At 54.1% G+C, this 26,775-nt stretch carries 22 protein-coding genes and 1 other annotated feature; of the genes, 20 read left to right on the top strand and 2 right to left on the bottom strand.

Going from position 1 to position 26,775, the window contains the following annotated elements; genetic code table 11:
• The first annotated feature begins 19 nt into the window (after positions 1 to 19).
• Positions 20 to 517: a hypothetical protein gene (locus BM322_RS03805; protein ID WP_075428583.1), complete on the top strand. Its 498-nt coding sequence runs from the start codon at positions 20 to 22 to the stop codon at positions 515 to 517.
• An 81-nt stretch (positions 518 to 598) separates the two neighbouring features.
• On the opposite strand, the gene BM322_RS03800 is transcribed toward BM322_RS03805, so the two are convergent.
• On the bottom strand, positions 599 to 1,873 hold the full coding sequence (locus BM322_RS03800) for a dicarboxylate/amino acid:cation symporter (RefSeq protein WP_075428582.1): 1,275 nt from the start codon (positions 1,871 to 1,873) through the stop codon (positions 599 to 601).
• Positions 1,874 to 2,078: 205 nt separating this feature from the next.
• Between BM322_RS03800 and uvrB the strand changes: the two genes are divergently transcribed.
• Both uvrB and uvrA read left to right on the top strand, forming a co-directional pair.
• Positions 2,079 to 4,115, top strand: coding sequence for an excinuclease ABC subunit UvrB (gene uvrB / locus BM322_RS03795; protein ID WP_074513597.1), 2,037 nt, complete (start codon positions 2,079 to 2,081; stop codon positions 4,113 to 4,115).
• A gap of 12 nt (positions 4,116 to 4,127) precedes the next feature.
• Positions 4,128 to 6,956 carry an excinuclease ABC subunit UvrA gene (uvrA, locus tag BM322_RS03790; RefSeq protein WP_075428581.1) on the top strand — a complete coding sequence of 943 codons (2,829 nt, stop codon included), beginning with the start codon at positions 4,128 to 4,130 and terminating at the stop codon, positions 6,954 to 6,956.
• Positions 6,957 to 7,003: 47 nt separating this feature from the next.
• Here uvrA and BM322_RS03785 read toward each other — a convergent pair whose 3' ends face one another.
• Entirely contained in the window at positions 7,004 to 8,254 is a 1,251-nt protein-coding gene (locus BM322_RS03785) for a VanW family protein (RefSeq protein ID WP_075428580.1), read from the bottom strand.
• A gap of 141 nt (positions 8,255 to 8,395) precedes the next feature.
• Positions 8,396 to 8,614 (top strand) — a binding site (T-box leader).
• Positions 8,615 to 8,650: 36 nt separating this feature from the next.
• On the opposite strand from BM322_RS03785, the gene BM322_RS03780 reads away from it, so the two are divergent.
• From BM322_RS03780 to BM322_RS03700, 17 genes are all read left to right on the top strand, one after another.
• On the top strand, positions 8,651 to 11,326 hold the full coding sequence (locus tag BM322_RS03780; RefSeq protein WP_075428579.1) for a valine--tRNA ligase: 2,676 nt from the start codon (positions 8,651 to 8,653) through the stop codon (positions 11,324 to 11,326).
• 17 nt (positions 11,327 to 11,343) lie between these two features.
• Positions 11,344 to 12,654, top strand: a complete 1,311-nt coding sequence (locus BM322_RS03775) for a folylpolyglutamate synthase/dihydrofolate synthase family protein (RefSeq protein WP_075428578.1) — start codon at positions 11,344 to 11,346, stop codon at positions 12,652 to 12,654.
• Positions 12,654 to 14,087, top strand: coding sequence for an O-antigen ligase (locus BM322_RS03770; RefSeq protein ID WP_318254521.1), 1,434 nt, complete (start codon positions 12,654 to 12,656; stop codon positions 14,085 to 14,087). Before BM322_RS03775 ends, BM322_RS03770 begins: the two co-directional genes overlap by 1 nt.
• 12 nt (positions 14,088 to 14,099) lie before the next feature.
• Complete coding sequence (locus tag BM322_RS03765) at positions 14,100 to 14,729, top strand: redox-sensing transcriptional repressor Rex (protein WP_075428577.1); 630 nt, start codon at positions 14,100 to 14,102, stop codon at positions 14,727 to 14,729.
• Positions 14,730 to 15,012: 283 nt separating this feature from the next.
• Positions 15,013 to 16,515, top strand: coding sequence for an acetyl-CoA hydrolase/transferase family protein (locus BM322_RS03760; RefSeq protein WP_075428576.1), 1,503 nt, complete (start codon positions 15,013 to 15,015; stop codon positions 16,513 to 16,515).
• A 63-nt stretch (positions 16,516 to 16,578) separates the two neighbouring features.
• The gene (locus BM322_RS03755) at positions 16,579 to 18,225 is read left to right on the top strand and encodes a methylmalonyl-CoA mutase (RefSeq protein ID WP_075428575.1); all 1,647 of its coding nucleotides are present in this window, start codon (positions 16,579 to 16,581) and stop codon (positions 18,223 to 18,225) included.
• A gap of 59 nt (positions 18,226 to 18,284) precedes the next feature.
• Positions 18,285 to 18,680, top strand: coding sequence for a cobalamin B12-binding domain-containing protein (locus tag BM322_RS03750; RefSeq protein WP_075428574.1), 396 nt, complete (start codon positions 18,285 to 18,287; stop codon positions 18,678 to 18,680).
• A gap of 81 nt (positions 18,681 to 18,761) precedes the next feature.
• Positions 18,762 to 19,700 (top strand): methylmalonyl Co-A mutase-associated GTPase MeaB, encoded by a 939-nt coding sequence (gene meaB, locus BM322_RS03745; protein WP_075428573.1) that lies wholly within the window; start codon positions 18,762 to 18,764, stop codon positions 19,698 to 19,700.
• Positions 19,701 to 19,731: 31 nt separating this feature from the next.
• Positions 19,732 to 20,148, top strand: coding sequence for a methylmalonyl-CoA epimerase (gene mce, locus BM322_RS03740; RefSeq protein WP_075428572.1), 417 nt, complete (start codon positions 19,732 to 19,734; stop codon positions 20,146 to 20,148).
• A 117-nt stretch (positions 20,149 to 20,265) separates the two neighbouring features.
• Positions 20,266 to 21,795 (top strand): acyl-CoA carboxylase subunit beta, encoded by a 1,530-nt coding sequence (locus BM322_RS03735; RefSeq protein WP_075428571.1) that lies wholly within the window; start codon positions 20,266 to 20,268, stop codon positions 21,793 to 21,795.
• 14 nt (positions 21,796 to 21,809) lie between these two features.
• The gene (locus tag BM322_RS03730; RefSeq protein ID WP_075428570.1) at positions 21,810 to 21,965 is read left to right on the top strand and encodes a methylmalonyl-CoA carboxyltransferase; all 156 of its coding nucleotides are present in this window, start codon (positions 21,810 to 21,812) and stop codon (positions 21,963 to 21,965) included.
• A gap of 37 nt (positions 21,966 to 22,002) precedes the next feature.
• Positions 22,003 to 22,392, top strand: coding sequence for a biotin/lipoyl-containing protein (locus BM322_RS03725; protein ID WP_075428569.1), 390 nt, complete (start codon positions 22,003 to 22,005; stop codon positions 22,390 to 22,392).
• Between the two features lie 177 nt (positions 22,393 to 22,569).
• On the top strand, positions 22,570 to 24,420 hold the full coding sequence (locus BM322_RS03720; RefSeq protein WP_075428568.1) for a condensation domain-containing protein: 1,851 nt from the start codon (positions 22,570 to 22,572) through the stop codon (positions 24,418 to 24,420).
• Between the two features lie 27 nt (positions 24,421 to 24,447).
• A complete protein-coding gene (locus tag BM322_RS03715; RefSeq protein WP_075428567.1) occupies positions 24,448 to 24,753 on the top strand; it encodes an STAS domain-containing protein in 306 nt (101 codons plus the stop codon).
• Between the two features lie 25 nt (positions 24,754 to 24,778).
• Positions 24,779 to 25,180, top strand: coding sequence for an ATP-binding protein (locus BM322_RS03710; RefSeq protein WP_075428566.1), 402 nt, complete (start codon positions 24,779 to 24,781; stop codon positions 25,178 to 25,180).
• A 106-nt stretch (positions 25,181 to 25,286) separates the two neighbouring features.
• Entirely contained in the window at positions 25,287 to 26,156 is an 870-nt protein-coding gene (locus tag BM322_RS03705; RefSeq protein ID WP_318254529.1) for a metal ABC transporter substrate-binding protein, read from the top strand.
• A 149-nt stretch (positions 26,157 to 26,305) separates the two neighbouring features.
• The gene (locus BM322_RS03700) at positions 26,306 to 26,758 is read left to right on the top strand and encodes a CtsR family transcriptional regulator (RefSeq protein WP_075428564.1); all 453 of its coding nucleotides are present in this window, start codon (positions 26,306 to 26,308) and stop codon (positions 26,756 to 26,758) included.
• Positions 26,759 to 26,775: the final 17 nt, after the last annotated feature.

Here is a 26,775-nt window from a genome sequence, read left to right as displayed (position 1 = left end):
AAGTCAAGAGGGATAATCGTTGCAGAAAATATGGATAAGATTGGCGATGTTCCTGGCCATTGCCTTTTTGTTTCAGAGTCTCCGGCTGTTATTGCCGATGATTCCAGGGCCAGTCAACATGTTCTTGATTGGTAGCTTGCTCAATACCGTCATGGTACTTAGCATCTGGTATACGAAAAATTATTGGGCCGCAGTAATCGGAGGTTTGTTGCCGTTAGGTGCGTTCTTCCAAGGGCAGCTGCCGATTGCCTGGATGGTTCCCGTGGTAGCTTGGGGGAATATGGCCTTGATTGTCTGGGCGGGAGCCTTCCGTCATAAACGGCTCCTGTATCTTGGTCCCGTAGTCAAGATGGTATTGCTTTATGGTGGTACCCAATGGGTCCTGCAAATGATGAAGATTCCCGAACCGATGCAGGTGGTGATGCTGTTCATGATGAGCTGGCCACAGCTCGTGACAGCAATGATTGGCATCGTGCTTGCCAAGCAGATCCTCCAGAAATATCCGCCTGTGGTATGATTGCCCGTGATAAATGGAAAAGCCGCTGATTGACCAGTCAGATTTGACCGGTCAATCAGCGGCTTTGTGGTATCCTTTGTTTCAGGCCTCGGTTTCCGTTTGGAAATCGGTGAGTTTTTTCTCCAGCCAGTCTTTGCCGTCGGTATAGCGCGAGACGATATAGGTGGCGACATAGTCGCCAGCGGCGTTGACCATGGTAGCTGGTGGGTCAATGAGATTGCCGATGGCCAGGGCCAGGGTGTAGGCAATGGTCATTTGTTCGGCACTGTTGTTGAAGAAGAAGGAGCAAAGCACCAATTCGCCGACACCGCCGCCTCCTGGGATGCCAGACATGGCTACCGAGGAGAATACGGCGATGATGATGGCCAGGATGGCGTCGCCGCTGTTGAAATCCATGCCCGAGATGCCGAAGAGGAAGGCGACCTTCACGATGGCGCCCATAGCCGAGCCGTCCATGTGCATGGTGGCACCCAGTGGCATGACAATATCGGTGACTTCCTTGGAGATGCCGCTGGCTTTGGCGGCCTCCATGTTGGTAGGAATGGTGGCGACTGAGGAACAGGTGCCAAAGGATACGGCTGCCGGCTTGAACAGGTTGCGCCACATGACAGGGATGGCATGACGGCCACCGCCATACCAGGCATAGAGGGGGAAGAAGACAAACATGTAGAGAAAGCACATGCCGTAGTATACGAGCAGCGTCTTGGCATAGCCACCCATAAGGTCGGTGCCGTAGGTGGCGGCGAGGTTGGCAAAGAAGCCAAAGAAACCAATGGGAGCATAGTAGGAGATGATCGTGACCGTCTTCATGATGCAGCGCGACAGGTCATCGAGCAGTTTGGCCGTCATGGTCTTTTTGCCGCCTGAGAGCTGAACGCCGAAGCCGAAGATGACGGCAAAGATGATCAGCGGCAGCATGGCGCGGCGAGAGAGCAGTTCGGCAAAGTCAGGCTTTGTGAAGAAGTTGACCAGCAGTTCCCCGGCGGTAATCTTGGTGAGTTCTTCGGTGGAGGTCACCATTTCACTAACGGAGAAGCCAACTGGCACGATGTTAATGCAGGAGACGACTCCATACATGACAATGGCGGCAATCAGTGCCGTAATGGAGAAGGTGGCTACGGTAATGCCCATGACTTTGCCGGCGCGGCCCGCAGAGTCCATGTTGGCGATGGCCGAGGCAATCGAAACGAAGACCATGGGCACGACGATGCAGAACATCAAGTTGATGAAGAGGTCGCCCAGGGGTTTCAGGCCTTTGGCCTCAGGGAAGTAAAGGCCCAGCAACGTGCCTGAGACGATGCCAATCAGCATGAAGAGCACAAAGCCGTAATTCTTGAGATACGATGATTTTTCCATAATAATCACATCCTATGCGTAAAAAAATATAAATGAATGCTGTTGTCTTTATTATAACCTGCTGTATTTGCCTAGAAAAGCGGGAAAAGATATAAATAGTATGCAAAAGATGCGGAATTGGAGTGCTTTTGCTGGTCGACAAAAGGGAGAAAATGGCGTTATAATAGAGTACACACATTCGATAAAAGGCAGAGGAGGTCTTGTCATGGCGATGGTGCCGAAACTGAATACAACCCAATTCGATACGAATATTCCCTTCAAGGTGGTGGCACCGTTTGCCCCCATGGGCGACCAGCCCCAGGCTATCGACGATTTGGCGGCGGGCATCACGAATGGCCAGGATGCCCAGGTGCTGTTGGGCGCCACTGGTACCGGCAAGACCTATACCATAGCCAAGGTCATTGAGAAAGTGCAGAAGCCGACGCTGGTCATTGCTCATAACAAGACCTTGGCGGCTCAGCTGGCCAGTGAGTTCAAGACCTTCTTTCCGGACAATTACGTCGGCTACTTTGTCAGCTACTACGATTACTATCAGCCTGAGGCCTATATCGCCTCGACGGATACTTATATTGAAAAGGATTCCTCCATCAACGATGAAATCGATGAACTGCGTCACTCGGCGACCTGTTCCCTGTTCGAGCGGCGTGATGTCATCATCGTGGCCTCGGTTTCCTGCATCTATGGCTTAGGCTCCCCAGAGAGCTATCATGAGATGGTGCTTTCCCTGCACAAGGGGCAGGAGGTGGAACGGGAGGCTATCCTGCGCAAGCTGGTGCAGATTCGTTACGAGCGCAACGACATCGCCTTTGAGCGCGGCCGGTTCCGGGTGCGCGGCGATGTGGTGGAGGTATTCCCCGCCGGCTATAACAACCGGGCAGTGCGCATTGAGCTGTTCGGTGATGAGATTGACCGCATGGTGGAATTTGATGTGGTTACAGGGGAGGTCTACGGCGAGCGCACCCATGTGATGGTCTTCCCGGCTTCCCACTATGTCACCGAGGATGAAGATCTCAAGATTGCCATGGCGGATATCCGCACGGAGCTGGAGCAGCAGGTGGCAATGTTCCAGCAACAGGGGAAGCTCTTGGAGGCACAGCGCATTGAGCAGCGCACCAAGTATGACCTCGAGATGATGCAGGAAATGGGTTACTGTTCGGGTATCGAAAACTACTCGCGTCATCTCACTCACCGCAAGGCCGGGGATGCGCCCTATACGCTGCTCGACTATTTCCCGGAGGATTTCCTGATTGTCATGGATGAGTCCCATGTCACCCTGCCTCAGGTCCATGCGATGTACGCTGGTGACCGCAGCCGCAAGGTTTCCCTGGTGGAAAACGGCTTCCGCTTGCCCTCGGCCTTTGATAACCGGCCCTTGACCTTCGAGGAGTTTGCCGCGCGCATCAATCAGATTATTTACGTTTCGGCTACGCCAGGCAAATACGAGCTGGGTAAAGCCCAGCAGGTCGCCCAGCAGATTATCCGTCCGACGGGACTGTTAGACCCCGAGATTGAGGTACGTCCTCTGGAGGGACAGATTGATGATCTGCTGGCAGAGATAAAGATTCGCATCGCGAAGGACGAGCGCGTGCTGGTCACGACGCTGACCAAGAAAATGGCCGAAAACCTCACCGATTACCTGAAGGAAACAGGTGTCAAGGTTCGCTATCTGCACTCGGACATCGCCACCATTGAGCGCGCTGAGATCATCCACGATTTGCGCGCTGGCGAGTTTGATGTGCTGGTGGGTATCAATCTTTTGCGCGAGGGCCTCGATATGCCGGAAGTTTCCCTTATCGCCATCCTCGATGCCGACAAGGAGGGCTTTTTGCGTTCGGATACCTCCCTTATCCAGATTATCGGCCGGGCGGCGCGCAATGCCAATGGCCATGTCATCATGTATGCGGATCGCATCACGGACTCGATGAAACGGGCCATTGATGAAACCGAGCGCCGCCGGGAAATCCAGCAGGCCTATAACAACGAGCACGGCATCGTGCCCAAGACCATCAAGAAGCCCATCAAGCCGCTTATCGAAACGACGTTGGTGGCAGAATCTTCCGCGGATTATTCTGCCGATGGCAAGCGCAAGAAGAAAAAGCTCACCAAGAAGGACAAGGAAAACCTCATCAAGACCCTTACCCGCGAGATGCAGCAGGCCTCCCGGGCACTGGAATTCGAGCGGGCCGCAGAGCTTCGCGATATGATATTGGAACTCGATGGCAGCCTGCCACCGAAGAAATAAGAGGAAAAGGCAATGGAAAACAGCATCAAAATAAAGGGCGCGAGAGCCCATAATCTCAAGAATATCAATGTGGAAATCCCGCGGGATAAGCTCGTGGTCATCACGGGGCTGTCGGGGTCGGGGAAGTCGTCACTGGCCTTTGATACCATCTATGCTGAGGGGCAGCGGCGCTATGTCGAGTCCCTGTCGTCCTATGCCCGCCAGTTCCTCGGCCAGATGGACAAGCCTGATGTGGACAATATCGAGGGCTTGTCGCCGGCGATTTCTATCGACCAGAAGACGACGAGCCACAATCCCCGTTCCACGGTGGGCACGGTGACGGAAATCTATGACTACCTGCGCCTGCTCTATGCGCGGGCGGGGCGTCCCCATTGCCCGAAGTGCGGTAAGCCGATTACCCAGCAGACTGTGGATCAGATGATCGATCAGATCAAGGAACTGCCGGAACGCACGAAATTGCTTATAATGGCCCAGGTAATTCGCGGCAAGAAGGGAGAGCACAAGAAGGTACTCGAGCATATCCGCCGCGAGGGCTATGTGCGTGTGCGCATCGATGGGGAAGTCCACGATGTCAACGATGAAATCCAGCTTGAGAAAACGAAAAAGCACACGATCGAAGTGGTCATTGACCGCCTGATCGTTCGCGAGGGTATGGAACAGCGGTTGGCTGACTCCCTGGAGACGGCGCTGAAACTGGGCGAGGGCGTGGTCTACGTGCAGATCGTCGACGGGGAACTCTTGATGTTCAGCGAGAATTTTGCCTGTGTGGATTGCGGCATCAGCCTGCCGGAAATCACCCCGCGCATGTTCTCCTTTAACAGTCCTTATGGTGCCTGCCCGGTCTGCATGGGCCTTGGCAGTCATATGGAGTTTGATGAGGAGCTCGTCGTGCCCGATGTGACGCTATCGGTGGCACAGGGCGTCTTTGCGCCGCTGTCGAAGAATCCTCACTCCTATGGCATGTGCGTAATTGGGGCGGTGCTGACGGATTATGGCTATACGGTGGATACGCCATGGAAGGATATGGACAAGAAGACCCGCCATGTCCTGCTTCATGGTGCCGGTGATGAGAAATTCCGTTTCCACTATACGAATATGTTTGGCGAGCGCAAGGAGTACAACGTGGAGTTTGAGGGCGTACTGCCGATGCTCAACCGCCGCTATCAGGAAACGGATTCCGATGAGATGCGCGAGTCCTATGAGAACTATATGACCGAGATTGACTGCCCGGTCTGCCATGGTGCGCGGTTAAAGCCCGAGACGTTGTCGATTACGGTGGGGGATAAGAATATCGCGGAACTTACGGCTATGACCATCCGGGAGGCCGATACTTTCCTGGCAGGCGTGGAGTTTACGCCCCGGGAGCAGAAGATTGCCGTGCAGATTCTAAAGGAAATCCATGCGCGTCTTAGTTTCCTGCTGAACGTTGGCCTTGACTATCTGACGCTGTCGCGGGCCGCGGGCACGCTGTCGGGCGGCGAGGCTCAGCGCATCCGTCTGGCCACCCAGATTGGTTCAGGGCTCCAGGGCGTGCTCTACGTGCTCGACGAACCGAGCATCGGCCTGCATCAGCGGGACAACAACCGGTTGCTAGCGACCCTCAAGAATCTGCGAGACCTTGGCAATACGCTGATTGTGGTGGAGCATGATGAAGACACGATGTATGCGGCTGATCATATCATCGATATCGGCCCTGGGGCTGGTGCCCATGGCGGGCAGATTGTCGCGCAGGGCACGGCCAAGGAAATCATGCAGGTCAAGGATTCGGTGACCGGAGCTTATCTATCGCGGCGCAAGTTCATCCCGGTGCCAAGCAAACGCCGTCCGGGAAATGGCAAGTTCATTGAAGTGGTAGGGGCACAGGAGAATAACCTCAAGAACATCGATGTCAAATTCCCCTTAGGAACGATGACGCTGGTAACCGGCGTATCGGGCTCGGGCAAGAGTACGCTCGTCAACGAAATCCTCTACAAGGGCATTGCCTCACGGCTCTATCATTCCAAGGGTAAGCCAGGCAAGCATAAGAAAATCAAGGGGCTTGAGCATATCGACAAGATTATTGATATCGATCAGCAGCCAATCGGCCGCACGCCGCGTTCGAATCCGGCGACTTACACAGGGGTCTTTGATGCCATCCGCGAGCTGTTCAGTCAGACGGCTGAGTCGAAGATGCGCGGCTACAAGGCGGGCAGATTCAGTTTCAACGTAAAGGGCGGTCGCTGTGAGGCCTGCAAGGGCGATGGAATCCTCAAGATTGAGATGCATTTCCTGCCCGATGTCTATGTGCCCTGCGAGGTCTGCAAAGGCGCGCGCTATAATCGCGAGACCCTTGAGGTGCGCTACAAGGGCAAGAATATTTCAGAGGTTCTTGAGATGACCATCGATGAGGCTGTGGAGTTCTTCCAGAATGTGCCGCGCATCGCCCGCAAGCTGCAGGTCATCCAGGATGTCGGTCTTGGCTATATCAAGCTCGGCCAGCCCGCGACGACGCTGTCGGGCGGCGAGGCCCAGCGCGTCAAGCTGGCGACGGAGCTTTCTCGCCGCAGCACGGGCCGCACCCTCTACATCCTCGATGAGCCCACGACAGGCCTGCATACGGCTGACATCCATAAGCTGCTGGACATCCTGCAGCGTCTGGTGGATGGCGGCGATACAGTGGTCATCATCGAGCACAATCTCGACGTCATCAAGACGGCCGACCATATCATCGACCTGGGCCCCGAGGGCGGCAGCAATGGCGGAACCATCGTTGCCGAGGGGCGGCCGGAGGACATTGTCAAAGTAAAAGAGTCTTATACGGGTAAATTCCTCAAGCCGCTGCTCGAAGAGAAGAACGAATGAAAAAGTGCCGCAAGCTGATTGAAAAGCTTGCGGCACTTTGCTGTATATCATGTTTCTTTCGGATCGGAGTAATGATCGGTATGCAGGTACTCGCGGTCGACGACCTGGCCGTTGCGTTTCCAGATGCGGTAGAGCGACGGATTCTTGGCGGAGCCTTCGGTGACGAGGGCGATGGTCTGGCCCTGCAGGTCGGCTTTGGTGCCGAGTACGTAGATGGTCAGCGCTGAGCCTGTGTTGGATACGCGCAGATAGACCGGATGCGGCAGTGGATTGCGGAAGACGAAATCCAGCAGATTATCGGCGACTGTCGCATCGCGCCCGGCAGGCACGTAGGCTGATGGCAGCGAGTGGTTTGCGCGCTCGGTTGGGGTCATGCCCGCGAGCAGGACGGCGTTGTAGAGCGTGCTGCTGACCTGGCAGACACCGCCGCCCACGTCAATCTTGTGCTCGCCGTCGACGATGACGCCGGCATCTTTATAGCCGGCCTCATAGGTGCGCTGGCCGACGATGCTGTTGAAGGAGAGCGTTGACTGGCTGCGTATGAGCGCGCCCTGCAGATGGCTGGCGGCAAGACCAATATTATCGCCGCGGTCGCCAGGATAAAAGCGCGTGGTGTAGGAGGCCAGCACGCCGTCGATGGCCGCAAGGTCTGCATCCATGACGAAGGGAGGATGCTCCTGGGGCTGCAAGTCAACCTTGGCCGTCAGCTTCAGGGCCTCGAACTGCGGTGCCAGCTCCTCGGCAATCGGTTTCGTATCGAGGGTCAAGCCGATGACACCGGGCGTCTTCTTGATGGTGCCATTTTTCTGCAGCTGAGCCTCGGCGTTGACCGGCGGCGTGTCGAGCTGCTGCTGGATCTTGGCGAGCTGGGCATCGAGCTTGTCCTTATCAAAGGCCGCGGTCATCGTGACATTGCGACCCACAAGGGCACAGGTCATCTGCGTGATCATATTGCTGATGCCGTTCTGATTACGGCCAATGGCATAAGCGGCTTCAGCCGCCTCGTTGACCTTGCCGTGCAGGTCGATATCAGCTGGGGCAATGGACCACTGGCGATTCTTATAAGTCAGCACGGCAGCTGGCCGCTTGAGTGCCTGCTGAGATTCTCTTTGGAAGAAATCATGGACTTCTTTCTTGGTCATGCCGGCAAGGCTCTTGCCATTAGCCTGGACGCCCATGATGACACGGTTCTGGTTGGTAACCGAGACCGATACGCTGCCGACGACGACGACCGTGAAGGCCATGCCGATGGTGATGATGGCAGCTGCTTTGCTTAGGGATATGGACGAAAAATTCATATCAATCTTTACTCCTGCTTACAATCTATTTATAGTATAATCGCTTAATATATTTGTTTCAATTATTAAAAGATAAAATTTCGGGCGTTGCAAATGCGGGACAGGTATGATAAAATTAACGACATCTGAATCATCAAATCGACAACAACGAGGAAGAAGAGGAGTACAGCAATCGGTGCCTCAGAGAGGAGACGGCAGGTGGAAGTCTCTGCATCCGGTGTCTGGAAGGTAGCTTCGGAGTTGCCCTGCTGAAAGCGACGTAGGCAGGGCCGTCAGCCACGTTACGGCTTAGAGTCATGCAGGTTTTATCTGCATGGGAAGATAGGTGGTACCACGAAGGCAGGCGCTTTCGTCCTTTTGGACGAGAGCGCTTTATTTAGTTTTAGGAGGTTTATCATGGCAGAGAATCAGGAACAGGGAAACAACATCCCGAAGGTTTACGACCCGCAGTCGTTCGAGAAGAAATGGTATCAGTATTGGGAGGAGAATAAATTCTTCCATGCTGAGGTAGACAAGAGCAAGAAACCCTACAGCATGGTTATTCCGCCGCCAAATGTCACGGGCCAGCTGCACATGGGCCATGCCCTCGACAATACCCTGCAGGATATCCTGATCCGTTATCATCGCATGCAGGGCTTCAACACGGTTTGGGTACCGGGCTGCGATCATGCCGGTATCGCGACTCAGGCCAAAGTTGAGGGTGCACTGCGCGAAGAGGGCACGAACCGCTACGAGCTCGGCCGTGAGAAATTCCTCGAGCGCGTCTGGGACTGGAAAGAGCAGTACGGCAACCGTATCATGTATCAGCTGCGTACGCTGGGTTCCTCCTGCGACTGGGATCGTCAGCGTTTCACGATGGACGAGGGCTGCTCGAAGGCCGTCCGCGAGGTATTCGTAAGCCTCTATGAGAAGGGCCTCATCTATCAGGGCACGCGCATCACGAATTGGTGCCCGGATTGCAACACGGCCATCTCCGACATCGAGGTCGAGCATGAGACGGAGCAGGGCCATCTCTGGCATCTGCGCTATCAGGTCAAAGGCACGGACCAGTATGTCGAAATCGCCACGACCCGTCCCGAGACGATGTTCGGCGATACGGGCGTTGCCGTTCATCCGGAGGATGAACGCTATAAGGATATCGTTGGCAAGACGCTGATCCTGCCAATCGTCAACCGCGAGATTCCGCTGTTTGCCGATGAGTATGTCGACAAATCCTTCGGTACGGGTGCCGTCAAGGTTACGCCGGCCCATGACCCCAACGACTTTGAGATGGGACAGCGTCATCACTTGGAGGAAATCAAGGTCATCAGCAATACGGGCAAGATGATGGAAGGCGCTGGCAAGTACGAGGGCATGGACCGCTATGAATGCCGCAAGGCCCTGGTCAAAGAGCTGGAGGAGCTCGGCGTTCTCGTATCGGTGGAAGAGCATGAGCATGCCGTTGGCCATTGCTCCCGCTGCCACAGCACCATTGAGCCGCTGGTTTCCAAGCAGTGGTTCGTCAAGATGGAGTCCCTGGCTGAGCCGGCTATCGAGGCTGTAAAGAGCGGCAAGATCCAGTTCGTGCCGGAGCGTTTCTCCAAGACCTATATCCAGTGGCTGGAAAACATCCGCGACTGGTGCATTTCCCGTCAGCTTTGGTGGGGGCATCGTATCCCTGCTTGGTACTGCGATGACTGCGGCGAGACCAGCGTTTCGCGCACGGACCTTACGGAGTGCCCGCACTGCCACAGCAAGCATATCCATCAGGATGAAGACGTTCTCGATACCTGGTTCTCTTCGGGGCTCTGGCCCTTTGAGACCATGGGCTGGCCGGAAAAGACCGAGGAGCTGGAGCATTTCTATCCGACGGCTACGCTCGTTACGGGGTATGACATCATCTTCTTCTGGGTTGCCCGCATGGTCATGATGGGCTTGGAGTTTGGCAAGGATATTCCATTCAAGCACGTATTCATCCATGGCCTCGTCCGCGATAGCCAGGGCCGTAAGATGAGCAAATCCCTGGGCAATGGTATCGACCCGGTTGAGGTTGTCGAGAAGTACGGTGCCGATACGCTGCGCTTCATGCTGATTACGGGCAACACGCCGGGCAATGACATGCGCTTCTACTGGGAGCGTGTCGAGTCGGCCCGCAACTTTGCCAACAAGATTTGGAACGCATCCCGCTACATGCTCATGAACCTCGAGGGCTTTGACAAGGATTTCGTGCCTAGCGAAGAAGATTACACGCTGTCTGACCGCTGGATCCTCTCGCGCTATGCCCGCACGGTCCGCGACGTCACCGAGAACCTCGACAAATTCGAGCTGGGCGAGGCTGGCCGCATGATTTATGAGTTCCTCTGGAATGAGTTTTGCGACTGGTACATCGAGCTTACGAAAGCCCGCCTCTACGATACGGAAAATGTCCGGGCCCGCAATACGGCTCTGTATGTGCTTTCCCATGTCCTCGAGGGCACGCTGCGCTTGCTGCATCCGTTCATGCCGTTCCTCACCGAGGAAATCTGGCAGAAGGTTCCTCATGCAGAGGAAGTCAAGAGCATCATGATCTCCCAGTGGCCGCAGGCTGATGCTGCCCGTATCAGCGATGATATCGAGGCACAGATGACGGCTATTATGGAGAGCATCAAATCCATCCGCAACATGCGCGCTGAAGTTGGGGCTGCTCCGAGCAAGAAGAGCGAAGTCATCCTGAACTTCAAGGATGAGTCCTTGCGGGAAGTATTTGCTGAGAATACGGGCTACCTCGACAAACTGGCATCTTCGGAGCCAGTCACCATCCTGCCGGCTGGCGCCGATGCACCGGAAAACGCCATGGCTGGTGTGGTAAATGGCGTCGAGATCTATCTACCTCTCAAGGGCCTTATCGACGTGGAGAAGGAGACAGCCCGCCTCAATAAAGAGCTGGAGAAACTCGAGAAGGAAATCAAACGCCTTACGGGCAAGCTCAGCAACGAAGGCTTCTTGAGCAAAGCTCCGGAGCAGGTTGTTGCTGGTGAGAAAGAGAAACTCGCTGGCTATGAAGAAAAGAAAAAATCGGTGGAGAGCCGCATTCAGGATTTGGCGAAGCTCTAAGATAGGAGAATCGTAACATGAATTATCAGGAAGCCCTCGCCTATCTGGAGGGGCTGAATATCTTTGGCATCAAGCTGGGGCTTTCGCGCATCCAGCGGCTGCTGGAGCTCCTGGATGTGCCGCAGGACCGGTATCGCACCATTCATGTGACTGGTACGAATGGCAAAGGATCGGTGTCGGCGATGCTCGCCGGCATCCTGCGCCGTTCGGATATCCATACGGGCATGTACAGCTCGCCGCATCTGGTCTCCTATACGGAGCGCATCCAGGTGGATGGCCAGCCCATAAGCGAGCAGGAATTTGCCGACTGCCTGAGCACCATCCGCACCTATGTGGAGCAGATGGTAGCCGAAGGCGATGAGTGCCCGACCCAGTTCGAGGTGCTGACGGCGCTGGCATTCTTCTATTTTGCCATGCGTCATGTGGAGTACGCAGTCATCGAGGTTGGCCTCGGCGGCCTGCTTGATTCGACCAACGTCATCACGCCGGAGGTTTCGGTCATCACCAATGTGACCTTTGAGCATGCGGATCGCTGTGGCGGAACCCTCGAAGGCATCGCTGAGCATAAAGCAGGGATTATCAAGGAGGGCGTACCAGTCGTTACAGCAGCCGATGGTGTGCCACTGGAAATCATCCGTCAGACGGCAGAGGCGAAGAACGCCGATGTGTTTGTGTCAGGCGTTGATTTCCAGATGGATTATCTTTCCTGTGACGGACGCACACAGCAAGTGCAGTTCACTTCCGCGCTGCTGGGACAGCTGCAGACGCCCTATGAACTGCGTCTGCTAGGACGCCATCAGGTAGCCAATAGTGCTGTGGCTGTCATGACGGCTCAGCTGATCCATAATATCGACGAGAGGGTCAACGAGATCACGATAGGTGAGGCCTTGAAGATGGTCAACTGGCCAGCACGGTTTGAGCGCATCGAGCTGGGAGGACAATCAGTCATTGTTGACGGTGCCCATAATCCAGCTGGCATGCAGGCCCTGCGCGACAGCCTGGATCTCTATTTCCCAGCTGAGCAGCGCGTGCTGCTGCTCGGAATCCTCAAAGATAAGGACATCGAGACGATGCTGGATATCTTGCTGCGGCCCAACGATACGGTGGTGGTCACCGTTCCTGATTCGGAGCGGGCCTCAGACCCGCAGGAGCTGGCAAGACGCGCATCGCCGCATGTCCAGCATGTTGAGGCAATCGCTGATAACGGCGAGGCCCTTGACCGTGCGCTGGAGCTTGCCAATAGCGAAAAGCTTTTGATCATGGCGGGGTCATTGTATCTGGTCGGCGAAGTCCGCCATCTGCTGCTTGAACGGAAGGGGGAAATGTGATGGCTGTGGAGTCTGATTCCATGCGGGAAATCCATCAGCGCCGCCGTGAGGCATTCCGCCAGAAATGGTGCAAGCGCTTTACGGACTGGTCCTGGTATGCGCTGCTGGCCGAAGTGTTCTTGCTAGCCTTGTGGCCGGCAGGGGCAACGATTGCCTTATTGGCAGGCGTCGTGCTCACGGTGCTGCGGTTCCGGGTGGACCGCGCGTTCAAGTTCCGTCATCTGCCCTTTGATGTGCCTGTGTGCCTGTTCCTGCTGCTGAGTGGTGTCTCGATCGTGGGCTCACCGGATCGCGGGTTCAGTTTCTACAACTGGTACAATCTCGTGGGTGTCTATGCGCTGACTTACTTCCTGGTGGGCCAGCAGGCCCGCGATGCCCGGCAAATCCGGCAGGTGTTGCTGGCCATGGCTGCTGCCGCTGTGTTTGTGGTGCTCTATGGCATCTATCAGTTCATTTTCGGCATCGACATCAGTGCGATGAAATGGGTGGATGGCGATGCGTTCCCCGAGCTGCGGAAACGCGTTTTCTCGACTTGGGAGAATCCCAACATCTTGGCTGGTTATCTCGATATCATCATCTGCCTGGCTTTTGGCCTGTTTGTCAAAGCGGACAGCAAGGCCAAGCGCATCGTGCTGGGCGTGTTCATGGTACTGGCAGCTGCCTGCCTGGCTATGACGTATGCCCGCGGTGCCCTGCTGGTCATGGCCGTGATCCTGGTGATCTATGGCATGCTGAAAGACTGGCGCATCCTGCTGGGCTGTGTTGTCGTTGGCGGCATCCTGCTGCTGGCTGATCCCGTGCTTTACGAGCGGCTGACCTCGGTATTCACGAAGGTCGATACTTCCTCGGAGATGCGTTTGGCTTTTTGGGAAAGTACCGTGGCCATGATCCAGGATCATCCCTTCTTCGGCATTGGCTGGGGTGCGTACTGGATGGTCTATCCGGAATATGATTTCTATTTGCAGGGGGCGGATATCCGCATCGTGCATGCGCATAATCTCTACCTGAACTATGCGGCGGAAATCGGCATTCCGGGAGCGCTGGCGTTCTTATGGTATTTTTTCGGCACGATGGGACTGGCACTGCGGCAGAAATTCTTGCCGCCGGTTCCCGCGCCAGTCGAGGCGACGCCCTTTGACCTCAGGGAAGATGCGGCGGCTGATGCGGAACTCCAGCGTGTCGAGCAGAGCATGCAGGCTACCCAGGATACACCGGCGACACCGTTCTGGAAGGACTGCTGTGACTGGCAGGACTACCGCCTGCTAGGCGGCTTGTCCTTGGGACTGGGCCTTGCCATCCTGTCGGTGGCCCTCAACGGCTTTACCGATGATCTGCTGTTCAATATCCCATCGTCGATGTTCCTGTGGATGATGGCCGCATTGACAGCAGCGCTGGCAATCTTGAATGAACCAGCAGAACAAGATGAAGAATAGGGAGGCGTATATATGAAAGGTCAAGTGAATATATCTAAGGCAACCATCGACCGCCTTCCGTTATATTTCCGTACCCTGCGTCTGGCGCAGGATGAGGGGATCGATATTATCTCCTCTGATGAGCTTGGCCGCCGGCTGGGCATCACCCCCGAGCAGATCCGTAAGGATCTGGCGTCGTTCGGCCAGTTCGGCAAGAAGGGCGTGGGCTATTATGTCAATGAGCTTAAGCGCAATGTAGGTGAGATCTTAGGACTGGATAACCATTGGAATATCGCTGTGGTCGGCATCGGTCATCTTGGTGCGGCGCTGGCGAACTATCAGAACTTCGTGACGCTAGGGTTCAACCTCGTGGCACTTTTTGACCAGGATCCGAATGTCATCGGGACGACGGTCAATCATGTCAAGGTTGAGGATATCCGCAACATGAAGGCTATTGTCAAGGAGCGCAATATCCATATCGGCATCATTGCCGTGCCGGCTGCCTTTGCCCAGGGCGTAGCAGATAAGCTCGTCGATGCAGGCGTAAAAGGCATCTGGAATTTTGCCCCGATCAAGATGGAAGTGCCTGAGACCATGCATATCGTCAATGAAGATTTATCAATTGGTCTTAGTAGCTTGTCATATCATATTACCCGCAAATAAGCACAAAAAATTCATACGTGAAGCTTTGCACGAAATCTCGTCAAACGCCGTCAAGTCTAACTTGACGGCGTTTTCTTTTCGTGCTATCCTTAGTCATGGGGCATAATCAAGGCATAGTGTTATGATAATCTATGATTATAATTCATAATGTTGATAACTTCGTGTTATACTTCCACATGTTATGAATCATAACAAGGAATTCGAAACAAGATGCGGCGTCCCAATCGTTAAAATCTGGTGCCGGAACCGAAGATGGGTCGGCACTGATGAGGGAGGATTTTCCATGATTGACATTCTCGATCGCGTACGCAACAAAGCATTGCAAGCGAAAATCGTATCGGCTGAAGAGGCTGCAGCATTCTTCAAACCGGATATGAACGTCGCTATGAGCGGTTTTACCGCTTCTGCGTATCCGAAGGCTGTTCCGCTTGCACTCGTTGAGCGCATGAAAAAGGAGCCATTTGCGATTAACCTGTGGACGGGCGCTTCTACGGGCCCGGAGCTTGATGATGCACTGGCATCGGTACATGGCATTAAGCAGCGTCTGCCGTATCAGACAGACAAGGTACTGCGCAATGAGATCAACGACGGTTCGGTCGATTACCTCGACCTGCATCTGTCGGAGTCGGCACAGCTTAGCCGCTGCGGCTATCTGGGCAATGTCGATGTAGCCGTTGTCGAGGCTTGCGCGATTACGGAAGAGGGAAATATCATCCCGACGACTTCCTTGGGCAATGCTGCATCGTATGTCCAGAGCGCGGATGTCGTCATCGTCGAGGTCAACACCTCGCAGCCGCTGGATCTTGAAGGCATGCACGATGTCTACATCCCGATGGATCCGCCGAACCGCCTGCCGATTCCAATCGTCAAGGCCAATGACCGCGTGGGCACGACCTATATCCCGTGTACGCCGGAAAAGATCAAATACATCGTTCCCTGCGATATTCCAGATCACACGCGTCCATTGAAACCAATCGATGAAGATTCCAAGAAGATGAGCGAGTTCACGCTGGAGTTCCTCAACAAGGAAATCGAGGCTGGCCGCATGCCGAAGAACCTGCTGCCGCTGCAGTCTGGTGTCGGTAACGTCGCTAACGCCGTTATCGCTGGTTTTGTCGATTCTGACCTCAAAGATCTGACGGTTTACACCGAGGTCATCCAGGACGGCATGCTCGACCTTATCGATGCTGGCAAGTTGAATTTTGCATCGGGCACGGCATTCAGCCCGTCGCCAGAGGGCATGGCTCGTTTCTACAAGGATGTAGCCAAGTATAAGAAATACCTGCTGCTGCGTCCGGAGGAAATCTCCAACAGCCCAGAGGTCGTCCATCGCTTAGGTGTCATCGCCATGAACACGGCCATCGAGGTCGATATCTATGGCAACGTCAACTCGACGCATATCACGGGGACTAAGATGATGAACGGTATCGGCGGCAGCGGCGACTTTGCCCGTAACGCTTACCTGACCATCTTCTATACGCCGTCGATTGCTAAAGAAGGCAAGATTTCCGCTGTTGTTCCGTTCTGTTCGCATATCGATCACACGGAGCATGATGTAGATATCATCATCACGGAGCAGGGCATTGCCGATCTGCGGGGCAAGGCACCGCGTGAGCGTGCCCTTGAGATCATCAACAACTGCGCACATCCGGATTATCGCCCAATCCTGCTCGATTACTTCAACCGTGCGACTGAGGCAACGAAGCATGCCCATACGCCGCACATCCTTGAAGAGGCGCTTTCCTTCCATGAGCGTTTCGTCGAGACAGGCAGCATGGCAAAATAAGAAAATCACATACAGATAATATATAGATATAGATTGACTGAATGAATCAGGAGGAATTTCCAAATGAGCAATGAGAAAATCCAGGCTGAGCTCGCCAAATACGAAGCCAGCGTCGAAAAAGCAATCGCACGTTTCCCGGAGCGTGAACATCTGCCGGAAAAACGCCTTTACACGCCGATTGACATCAAGGATACGGATTATGCTGACGAGATCAGTTTCCCAGGAGTTTATCCGTACACCCGCGGTGTCCAGCCGACGATGTATCGCGGTCGTTTCTGGACGATGCGTATGTATGCTGGTTTCTCCACCGCTGAGGAATCAAACAAACGCTATCGCATGCTGATCGAGAACGGTGCAACGGGCCTGTCCTGTGCCTTCGATCTGCCGACGCAGATCGGTTATGATTCTACGGATCCGATTTCTGAAGGCGAGGTCGGCAAGGTCGGTGTTGCTATCGACTCGCTGGCTGATATGGAGACGCTGTTCGATCAGATCGATCTCGGCAAGGTTTCCACGTCGATGACCATCAATGCACCGGCATCGGTCCTCTTGGCTATGTATATCGCTGTAGCTGAGAAACAGGGTGTACCGGCTGACCAGCTGCGTGGTACGATTCAGAACGATATCCTCAAGGAGTATGCCGCACGCGGTACGTATATCTTCCCGCCGCGTCCGTCCATGCGCCTGATCACGAATATCTTCGAGTATTGTTCCCAGAACGTACCGAAATGGAATACGATTTCCATTTCCGGCTATCATATCCGTGAGGCTGGTTCCACAGCTGCTCAGGAAATCGCCTTCACGATTGCCGATGGTATCGCTTACTGCGAGGCAGCTATCAAGGCTGGACTCAAGATTGACGACTTTGCTGGCCGCCTGTCCTTCTTCTGGAACGCACACAACAACGTCCTGGAAGAGGTAGCGAAGTTCCGCGCATCCCGCCGTATCTGGGCGAAAGTCATGAAGGAGCGTTTCCATGCCCAGAGCGATAAGAGCATGAAACTGCGTTTCCATACCCAGACGGCTGGTTCGATGCTGACGGCTCAGCAGCCGAACAACAATATCGTCCGCGTTGCCCTGCAGACGGCAGCTGCTGTCATGGGGGGCACTCAGTCCCTGCACACGAACTCCCGTGATGAGGCACTGGCCCTGCCAACGCAGGAATCCGTTACGATTGCTCTGCGTACGCAGCAGATTGTTGCCTACGAGAGCGGCCTGGCTGATGTCATCGATCCGCTGGCTGGCTCCTACTATGTAGAGTCCATGACCAACAGCATCGAGGCTGAGGCTTGGGATTATATCAAGAAGATTGACGATCTCGGTGGCGCAGTTGCCGCTATCGAGAAGGGCTACATCCAGAAGGAAATCCAGGATTCTGCTTACAAATGGCAGATGGATGTCGAGTCTGGTGCCCGCACCATCGTCGGTGTCAATAAATTCCAGATGGAAGAAGAACCTCCAAAAGGCCTGCTGAAAGTCGACGAGGCCGTCGGTGAGCGTCAGAAGGCTAAGGTTGAGGCTATGAAAGCGAAACGCGATAATGAGGCAGTAAAAGCTGCTCTGGCTGACCTGAAGACGGCCTGCCAGGATGAGAATGAAAATCTCATGCCGCATATCCTCGCTGCTGTCAAGACGTATGCAACCCTTGGCGAGATCTGCAACGTCATGCGTGAGGTATTCGGCGAGTATGAGGCTCATGTCAGCCTGTAAGCGTCCCTATCGCGAACAATCGGACAAGAATAGCGTTTACGTTTTTGGAGGAATTCAAAATGGAAAAGAAAATCAGAGTATTAGTCGCTAAACCGGGTCTTGATGGTCATGACCGCGGTGCTAAGGTTGTCGCCCGCGCTCTGCGCGATGCTGGTTTCGAGGTCATTTATACGGGCCTGCGCCAGACGCCGGAGCAGATTGCTGAGGCAGCTCTGCAGGAGGATGTCAACGTCGTCGCTATGAGCATCCTCTCCGGTGCCCATGGTCACCTGTTCCCGAAAGTCGTCGACCTCATCCATAAGAATGGCATGAACGACGTGCTGATCATCGGTGGCGGCGTCATTCCTGAGGGCGATATCCCGGCTCTCAAAGAGGCTGGCGTTTCGGAAGTATTCACGCCGGGCACGCCGACTGGTGATGTCGTCAAATTCATCAATGAACATGTAAAACTCTAATACTCATAGTGGTGCTGGGAAGAGGAAGCATGCTTCCTCCCAGCATCATTTTTGTGAAAACTACCGAAAGGTGGTGGCATTTTGGATATTGCAGAAGAACTGCTGAAAGGCAACCGGCTGGCACTCTCGCGGGCTATCACGGCCATCGAGAATGAATATGATGAAGCGACCGACATCATGAAGAGGCTCTATCCCCATACCGGACATGCCTATGTATTAGGTATCACGGGGCCGCCTGGCGCTGGCAAGAGTACGCTCACGGACAAGATTGCAAGAGAGTACCGCGCCCAGGGCAAGACCGTTGGTATAATAGCTGTTGACCCGACCAGCCCGTTCACGGGCGGTGCCATCTTAGGCGACCGCATCCGCATGAATGGCCTGACTCTTGACGAGGGAGTCTTTATCCGCAGTATGGGCACTCGTGGCAGTCTTGGAGGTCTTTCCCATAAGACCGCTGACGCTGTCAAAGCATTGGATGCCTTCGGAAAGGACATCATCATCGTCGAGACCGTCGGTGTCGGCCAATCTGAGGTAGATATCGTCAAGGCTGCGGATACGACCATGGTCGTATTGATTCCAGGCATGGGCGATGATATCCAGGCCATCAAGGCTGGCATCCTCGAGATCGGCGACCTTTACTGCATCAACAAGTCAGATCTTGATGGTGCCGATAAGCTGGTTCGCGAGATCAACATGATGCTTGATCTTGACAGCCTGATGACGGACTGGCGTCCGCCAATCACGAAAGTGGTAGCCAGCCAGAATGAGGGCATCACTGAGCTCTTAGGAACAGTAGAGAAGCATCGGACGTATATCGAAGGCAATGGCGAACTGGCCAAACGCCGGACGAAGCGTACCAGGGATGAGATACTCGATATCCTTAGTAGCAATATCGGCAGTTACATCAAGAAAAAGATTGTCGACAGTGGCAGATTGGATGGCTATGTTGAGCAGATCAGGCAGCATGAGACTGACCCGTACACAGTTATCGGCGAGGTCATGGACGAGATGCTCAAATGAATTTCAAGATTATAGAATGGAGGAATAAATCATGTTTAAAGTATTAGGCGTAGATCATATTGGTGTTGCAGTTTCTGACCTCAAGGAAGTTGGTTCCTTCTGGAGCGATATGCTGGGCCTGCCGGCAAATGGTGAGGAGACCGTTGCTGAGCAGAAAGTAACGACGGGCTTCTTCCCGACGCCGAACGGCAGCGAGATCGAGCTTTTGGCAGCTACGGACGAGACGTCCCCGATTGCCAAGTTCATCGAGAAGAACGGCGGCCGCGGTGGCATCCAGCACATCGCTCTGCGTGTTGACAATCTCGAGGCAGCGCTGGCTGATCTCAAGGAAAAAGGCGTCCGCCTGATTGATGAAACGCCGCGTATCGGTGCCGGTGGTGCCAAGATTGCTTTCGTTCATCCGAAAGCATCCCATGGTGTTCTCCTCGAACTCTGCCAGCGTGATTGATACCTGGTAATAAATTAGTCTTGCAATTTTCACACAAATAGTGCAAAATAGAGATTGCAGTGTATGAGTATCTTGTCATTGACAGGATGCTCACAAGCTAATTATAGGAGGTATATAATGGCTACTGTTCAGGAAAAGATTGAATTAATGCATGCGAAAAAAGAGCATATCATGCAGGGCGGCGGTCAGGCGCGCATCGAGAAACAGCACGCTAAAGGCAAGCAGACGGCTCGCGAGCGCATCAACAAGCTGTTCGATGAAGGCACGTTTGTTGAGCTGGATATGTTCATGAAACATCGTTGCTCGAACTTCGGTCAGGAGAAGAAAGAACTCCCGGGCGAGGGCGTTGTGACGGGTTATGGTACGGTCGATGGCCGTCTGGTTTATGCTTACGCACAGGATTTCACCGTTGAGGGTGGTTCGCTGGGCGAGAAGCATGCGCACAAGATCTGGAAAGTCATGGATCTGGCTATGAAGATGGGCGCTCCGTGCATCGGCATCAATGATTCGGGCGGTGCCCGTATCCAGGAGGCCGTAGATGCTCTGTCCGGTTATGGTGGTATCTTCTACCGCAATACGGCAGCATCGGGCGTTATCCCGCAGATTTCGGTCATCATGGGACCGTGCGCCGGTGGTGCTGTCTACAGCCCGGCTATCACGGACTTCATCTACATGGTAAAGAATACGAGCCAGATGTTCATCACGGGCCCGGCTGTCATCAAATCGGTAACGGCTGAGGAAGTCACGGCTGAGGCTTTGGGCGGCGCTATGACGCACAACACGCGCAGCGGTGTTGCTCACTTTGCGGCTGAGGATGAGGACGACTGCATCAAGCAGATCCGTTACCTGCTGTCCTTCCTGCCGAGCAACAACATGGAAGATGCGCCGATCATGGAGACTGGTGACGATCCGGATCGTCAGGATGACAGCCTCAACTCGGTTATCCCGGACAACCCGAATGCGCCGTACGATATGAAGGATGTCATCCGTTCCATCGTTGATAATGGCGAGTTCTACGAAGTCCATGAGCATTTCGCAACGAATATCATCTGCTGCTTTGCCCGTTTCGACGGCCGCAGCGTAGGTATCATCGCCAACCAGCCGAACGTCATGGCTGGCTGCCTCGATGTCGATGCTTCGGATAAGTCGGCACGTTTCATCCGTTTCTGCGATGCGTTCAACATTCCGCTCGTCAACCTCGTCGATGTACCGGGCTTCCTGCCAGGTGTCGATCAGGAGCACAACGGTATCATCCGTCACGGTGCGAAGATGCTCTATGCATACAGCGAGGCTACGGTTCCTAAGGTTACGGTCATCACGCGTAAGGCATACGGCGGTTCCTACATCGCTATGTGCTGCCGTGAGCTCGGCGCTGACCAGGTCATGGCTTGGCCGACGTCGGAGATTGCAGTCATGGGCCCGGCTGGTGCTGCTAACATCATCTTCCGCAAGGATCCGGATAAGGATGCCAAGACGGCTGAGTATGTCGAGAACTTCGCTACGCCGTACGTTGCTGCTGAGCGTGGCTACGTCGACATGGTCATCGAGCCGAAAGAGACGCGTCCGCGCATCATCACGGCTCTCAATGCTCTTGCCAGCAAGCGCGAAGTTGGCCCAGCTAAGAAACACGGCAATATTCCGCTTTGATCGGAGGGCGAGCTATGAAAACAGAAGCAAATGGCGTATCGCCTGAGGTAGTAGCTGCTATTACGGCTGCTGTCCAGATGATGATGTCGAATAAAGTTATCGCTGTCCGCATCAAGCGCAGCGATGTATGGGCTCTTTCCGCTCGCGGCGGTCTGGCCAAACAGTTTTGATTGATTCCGAAGTTGAAGGTATTTGGAGGAATTATTAATGAAAAAGTTCAATATTACTGTTAACGGCAATGCTTATGAAGTAGAGGTCGAAGAAGTAAAAGCTGCTGCTCCGGCAGCTCCGAAGGCTGCTGCACCGGCTCCGAAAGCTGCTCCGGCACCGGCTCCGGCTGCACCGGCAGCTCCGAAGAAAGAGGCTGTTGCCGCTGGCGCTGGTGAGCATTCCATCGATGCCCCGATGCCGGGCAAGATCGTCAAACTCGTCGCCAGCGAAGGCCAGGCTGTCAAAGCCGGCGAGACGCTGCTGATCCTCGAGGCTATGAAGATGCAGAACGAGATTGCTGCTGATGCTGATGGCGTTGTCAAGAAGTTCAACGTTGATGCTGGCCAGAGCGTAAAAGCGCATGAGTCGCTGGTTATCCTCGGCTAATCATAGATCGCTATAGAGAGTAAGAATTCCCTTCAGGATTTTCCTGAAGGGAATTTTTTGTTGCTTTTCAGCATTGGTGGATGTTTTTCACTGGCTAGGCAGGGAAAAGCTGCCTGATTGGCGAATTTTAAGATAATACTGAAGCGATGACCGTATATTTTAGATAGAGGAGCTCTGATGAATGTGCGTAAATGGGATGTTGCAGAGCTGCCAGCAGAGCAGCAGGAAATCCTTCGCCAGCTGTACGGTGCCCAGGTAGATGAACGTTGGGGGTACTCAGCCAATCGGATAGAATATGTCAGGGAGCTGACTGAGGGAGAGCAGCAGGTTTTGTCACAGGGAGAGGCAGCCATACCTGTAAGTCCGTTGCGCCAGATCCTGTATAAGTTTCAGGGAAGCCTGTTGCCCTTGCGGTTCAATCTGGCAATCCGGACCCTGACGGAGCATGAAGATATCCTGCGGCTCAATTTCTGCTGCGTGGGCCGGGAGATGCGAGCGATAGTATTCAAGGAGCGGCGCGACCTGCCCGAGATCATGTATCGTAATCTCGAAAAGCTTACGGGGCAGGATCTCGATGACAACCTGCGCCGACTGATGGAGGCTGATCTGCGTCAGGGTTTTGACCTGCGGCATGGCAGCCTGCTGCGGTTTGCCGTCTACCATACCGGCGTGGAAGAATACGCGGTGGTGGTCACAGGCGTGCAGGCGGTAATCGCAAGCTTCAATGTGAGCAATATCTTCCGCGCGCTTAGGAATATGCCGCTGGAGAAGGCAGCCGTTCCGCCAGTTGGGACGGTGAGACTCGCCGAACCAATCCGCAAGTATTGGAGCCAGCTGCTCAGCGAGTTGCCACCGCCTGCTCGTATCCCTTACTGTGTGAATAAACCTGCTGTACTGGCGGCAGGAAAGCAGGGAAGGATGCAGAGCTATCTGACCCATATTCCTGGTGATGTCTTGTCAGAACTGCGGAAGCTGTCAAAGGATAACAAGATGGTGCTGCTGTCTATCTTGCAGACTGCGTGGGGGCTCTTGCTGCAGGGAGAGAACGAATGCCAGGATGTGGCTTTTTGCCTGCTGGCGCCGAGCCGCAATGGGGCGCGAGGCAGTCAGAGCCTGCTGCCCTTCCGTCTGCGGGTAGAGGGCGAACCTGCTGTACAGGAGATTGTCAACCAGGTGCTCAAGCAGTTCCGGGTGGCGCATTCGTATGCAGCGCTGGGGCGTGAAGATATACGGGCTATCATGGGACAGGACGAAACGGATTTTGACCATGTGCTGAATTTCAGCGATTTCTTCCAAGAGGAGGCTGGCTATTCGCAGCGCCAAGGAAATGCCGATGGGAATATCGTGACCCAGGAGGTCGTGGATATCCGCGATATGTGTCTGGGTTTGCGTTTCCGTTATGGAGAAAAAGAGATTGCGATCACGTTTGCCTATAACAGCTTGTATTTCACGCCGGAAGGGATAGGAAAGCTCGCTCAGGATTACGGACAGATCCTGCGGCAGATGCTGACGGACTGGCATCTGGACTACCGCAAATTCATGGAGAATTGGCAGGAGCACAGCAGGCAGAAACCGGCAGAGTATGCTTTCGTCCGGATGGAACTATTGGATGCCTTGTCTCGTCTGCAGCTGCTCCAGTCTTGCGAAAAGGGATTGGTGCAGTCTTTCGCGGGAACCGCCAAGCTCTTGCCATGCTATGAAGGTGACAGGTTCATCGGCAAGGATGTCGATGAACAGTTCCTTTTCGTTGTGCGGGGCAAAGTGGCTCGCAGCATAGAGACAGGCGATGGCTGGTACAATACCCTCGACATCCTGGCAGAGAACTCCTGGGTCAATGAGATGATCCTGCTGCCGGAACGCAAGATAAACTTGGCGCTGGAGATTCTGACCGAGCAGGCAATGCTGCTGGCTGTCCCGAGGATTACCATGGAGAGCATCTTGCGCAAAGAACCAGCCGTAGCCCAGAGTGTGATCCAGCATCTTTGCCGGCAGATGGAAAAATATCAACGGCTTTGGGTACAGTCCTGAAGGACTTGAAAGGAGCAGCAGACAGTTATGGATATCAAGCAGGAACGACAGGGAACGACGCTGAAACTGGCATTGTCCGGCAGGATGGATGCGGTCACGGCACCACAGTTCAATACCTTGCTGGAAAAGGAACTCGATGGAGTCACGGAGCTGATCCTGGATCTTGCCGGGCTCGAGTATATCGCATCGGCGGGGCTCCATTCCCTTTTGATTGCTCAAAAACGCATGAAGCATCTGGGGGAAATGAAACTTATCCATGTAGGTGATAATGTGCGCGATATATTCGAGATGACTGGTTTCAGCAGCTTTTTGACGATTGAATCAGCAGAGTGAATCCTGCGGGGAAGGAAGGCATGAGATGCAGCTTAAGGCAGAGGTGGATAATCTTCCACAGGTCAATGCATTTGTGGACAGCCTGCTGGCGCAGCAGGAGATTTCGTCGCAGAAACGTTTTCAGCTGGATCTGGCGGTGGAGGAAATATTTGTCAATATTGCTAGTTATGCGTATGGCGCCGAGACAGGCGATGTGACGATTGAAGGTTTTTGGCAGCCGGAATCTTCGCGGCTGGAACTGACGTTTATCGATCAAGGGCTGCCCTATGACCCCTTGAAAAGGCAGGACCCTGATATTACCTTGCGCTTAGAGGAGCGCCAGGGAGGCGGCTTGGGGATTTTCCTGGCCAAGAAGAACGTGGACAGCATGCAGTATGAATATCGTGATGGTTGTAACCGGCTGATGATCAGCAAGGCTATGCGTTAGCGGCAGCTTGACACAGTTGTTACAATGTATTTATGATAAGCTTATGAAAAGCAGCTGGCTGCTGAAGAGGGGGATTTGCTTGAAGAAAATAGTGGTGTTTTTGTTGATGCTCATGATGGCATTCATGACGGTGGGGTGCAGTTCCTTGCAGCCGTCTGGCAATAAGAAGGACTTTACCATCGTCACATCGTTCTATCCGATGTATATCGATGTCATCAACATCACGAAGGGTGTCGAGGGCGTCGAGGTTATCAATATGACCAAGCCCCAGACGGGCTGTCTGCATGACTACCAGCTGACGACGGAAGATATGAAGACGCTGGAAAAGGCCGATGTATTTGTCGCCAATGGTGCTGGCATGGAGAGTTTCCTCGACAAGGCCGTAAAGCAGAACAAGAAACTCAAGGTCATCGAGGCGGCGGACTACAAGGATATCAATCTGCTGAAGAACGGCGATGAAGAAAATCCTCATGTCTGGACGTCGGTGACTTACTCGATTGCCCAGGTCAAGGCCATCACGGCCAAGCTCTGTGAGGCAGACCCTGCCCATCAGGATGAGTATCGCAAGAATGCGCTGGACTACTGCATGAAACTTGAAGCGCTCAAGAAAGAAATGCATGCGGAGCTCGACAATCTGCCCCATAAGGATATCGTGACGTTCCATGAGGCATTCCCGTATCTGGCTAAGGAGTTCAAGCTCAATATCGTCGATGTCATCGAACGCGAGCCGGGCACTGAGCCGGCGCCGCAGGAACTCGAGGAAACCATAGCCAAGGTCAAGGATCTGCCAGTCAAGGTGCTGTTCGTCGAACCACAGTACTCGCCAACAGCTGCTGAGACCATAGCTCGCGAGACCGGCGCCAAGATTTATACCTTGGACCCGATAGTAACGGGTGAGGCAAATGAATCTGCTATGGATGCATACATCGATACGATGAAAAAGAATATGGAAACCCTCAAGACTGCACTGCAATAAAGCCTTCCCCTCTGGGGGCAACGAAAAAGGAGCTGCTAGACCAGCTCCTTTTTCGTTGCCCGATTTTCCCAGTAGCAAAATCGGCGCAAAGGCGTTATAATAGAGTGAGATAAAAGTCAAATGGTCAATTTAAATAGAAGGTGATTATTGTGAGCAATATCGCAGATTTGATTGAGGCCTATATCCTGCGCCAGCTGGCGGCACAGCAGGATGGCAAGGTGGAGCTGCGGCGTACGGACATTGCCGATGAGATCTCCTGTGCGCCTTCCCAGATCAGCTATGTGCTGTCGACGCGGTTCACCCAGGACAAGGGCTTTGTGGTCGAATCCCGCCGTGGTCTTGGCGGCTTTATCCGCATCGTGCAAGTGCCGACGCGCAATATGGTCTATCAGGACATGCTCGACAAGATAGATAAGGACACGGAATTGCCGATGGTACAGTCCATGGTGCATTATCTGCTGCAGCATCAGATGATAACGAATCGTGAGGCAGCTCTCGTGATGCAGGTCGTGGTATCGGTGTTCGAGTCGCCGACATGTACGGATGAGGAACGTGTGCATCTGTTGAAGTCTATGCTGCTGACACTGGAAAATTTCTCGTAGCAGGTCGGAGCATTTTT

The organism is Selenomonas sp. GACV-9, assembly GCA_900116485.1.
Lineage (GTDB): Bacteria > Bacillota > Negativicutes > Selenomonadales > Selenomonadaceae > Selenomonas_A > Selenomonas_A ruminantium_G.
This window is presented reverse-complemented; position numbering and strand designations above follow the sequence as displayed.

Excerpts from the sequence above, each read along its gene's own strand:
- BM322_RS03730 (WP_075428570.1), top strand. The coding sequence starts at position 21,810 with ATGAAAACAGAAGCAAATGGCGTATCGCCTGAGGTAGTAGCTGCTATT.
- BM322_RS03755 (WP_075428575.1), top strand. The coding sequence starts at position 16,579 with ATGAGCAATGAGAAAATCCAGGCTGAGCTCGCCAAATACGAAGCCAGC.
- BM322_RS03710 (WP_075428566.1), top strand. The coding sequence starts at position 24,779 with ATGCAGCTTAAGGCAGAGGTGGATAATCTTCCACAGGTCAATGCATTT.
- BM322_RS03780 (WP_075428579.1), top strand. The coding sequence starts at position 8,651 with ATGGCAGAGAATCAGGAACAGGGAAACAACATCCCGAAGGTTTACGAC.
- BM322_RS03775 (WP_075428578.1), top strand. The coding sequence starts at position 11,344 with ATGAATTATCAGGAAGCCCTCGCCTATCTGGAGGGGCTGAATATCTTT.
- uvrB (WP_074513597.1), top strand. The coding sequence starts at position 2,079 with ATGGCGATGGTGCCGAAACTGAATACAACCCAATTCGATACGAATATT.
- BM322_RS03720 (WP_075428568.1), top strand. The coding sequence starts at position 22,570 with ATGAATGTGCGTAAATGGGATGTTGCAGAGCTGCCAGCAGAGCAGCAG.
- BM322_RS03765 (WP_075428577.1), top strand. The coding sequence starts at position 14,100 with ATGAAAGGTCAAGTGAATATATCTAAGGCAACCATCGACCGCCTTCCG.
- uvrA (WP_075428581.1), top strand. The coding sequence starts at position 4,128 with ATGGAAAACAGCATCAAAATAAAGGGCGCGAGAGCCCATAATCTCAAG.
- BM322_RS03760 (WP_075428576.1), top strand. The coding sequence starts at position 15,013 with ATGATTGACATTCTCGATCGCGTACGCAACAAAGCATTGCAAGCGAAA.
- BM322_RS03800 (WP_075428582.1), bottom strand. The coding sequence starts at position 1,873 with ATGGAAAAATCATCGTATCTCAAGAATTACGGCTTTGTGCTCTTCATG.
- BM322_RS03785 (WP_075428580.1), bottom strand. The coding sequence starts at position 8,254 with ATGAATTTTTCGTCCATATCCCTAAGCAAAGCAGCTGCCATCATCACC.
- mce (WP_075428572.1), top strand. The coding sequence starts at position 19,732 with ATGTTTAAAGTATTAGGCGTAGATCATATTGGTGTTGCAGTTTCTGAC.
- BM322_RS03735 (WP_075428571.1), top strand. The coding sequence starts at position 20,266 with ATGGCTACTGTTCAGGAAAAGATTGAATTAATGCATGCGAAAAAAGAG.
- BM322_RS03705 (WP_318254529.1), top strand. The coding sequence starts at position 25,287 with ATGCTCATGATGGCATTCATGACGGTGGGGTGCAGTTCCTTGCAGCCG.
- BM322_RS03715 (WP_075428567.1), top strand. The coding sequence starts at position 24,448 with ATGGATATCAAGCAGGAACGACAGGGAACGACGCTGAAACTGGCATTG.
- BM322_RS03725 (WP_075428569.1), top strand. The coding sequence starts at position 22,003 with ATGAAAAAGTTCAATATTACTGTTAACGGCAATGCTTATGAAGTAGAG.
- BM322_RS03750 (WP_075428574.1), top strand. The coding sequence starts at position 18,285 with ATGGAAAAGAAAATCAGAGTATTAGTCGCTAAACCGGGTCTTGATGGT.
- BM322_RS03770 (WP_318254521.1), top strand. The coding sequence starts at position 12,654 with ATGGCTGTGGAGTCTGATTCCATGCGGGAAATCCATCAGCGCCGCCGT.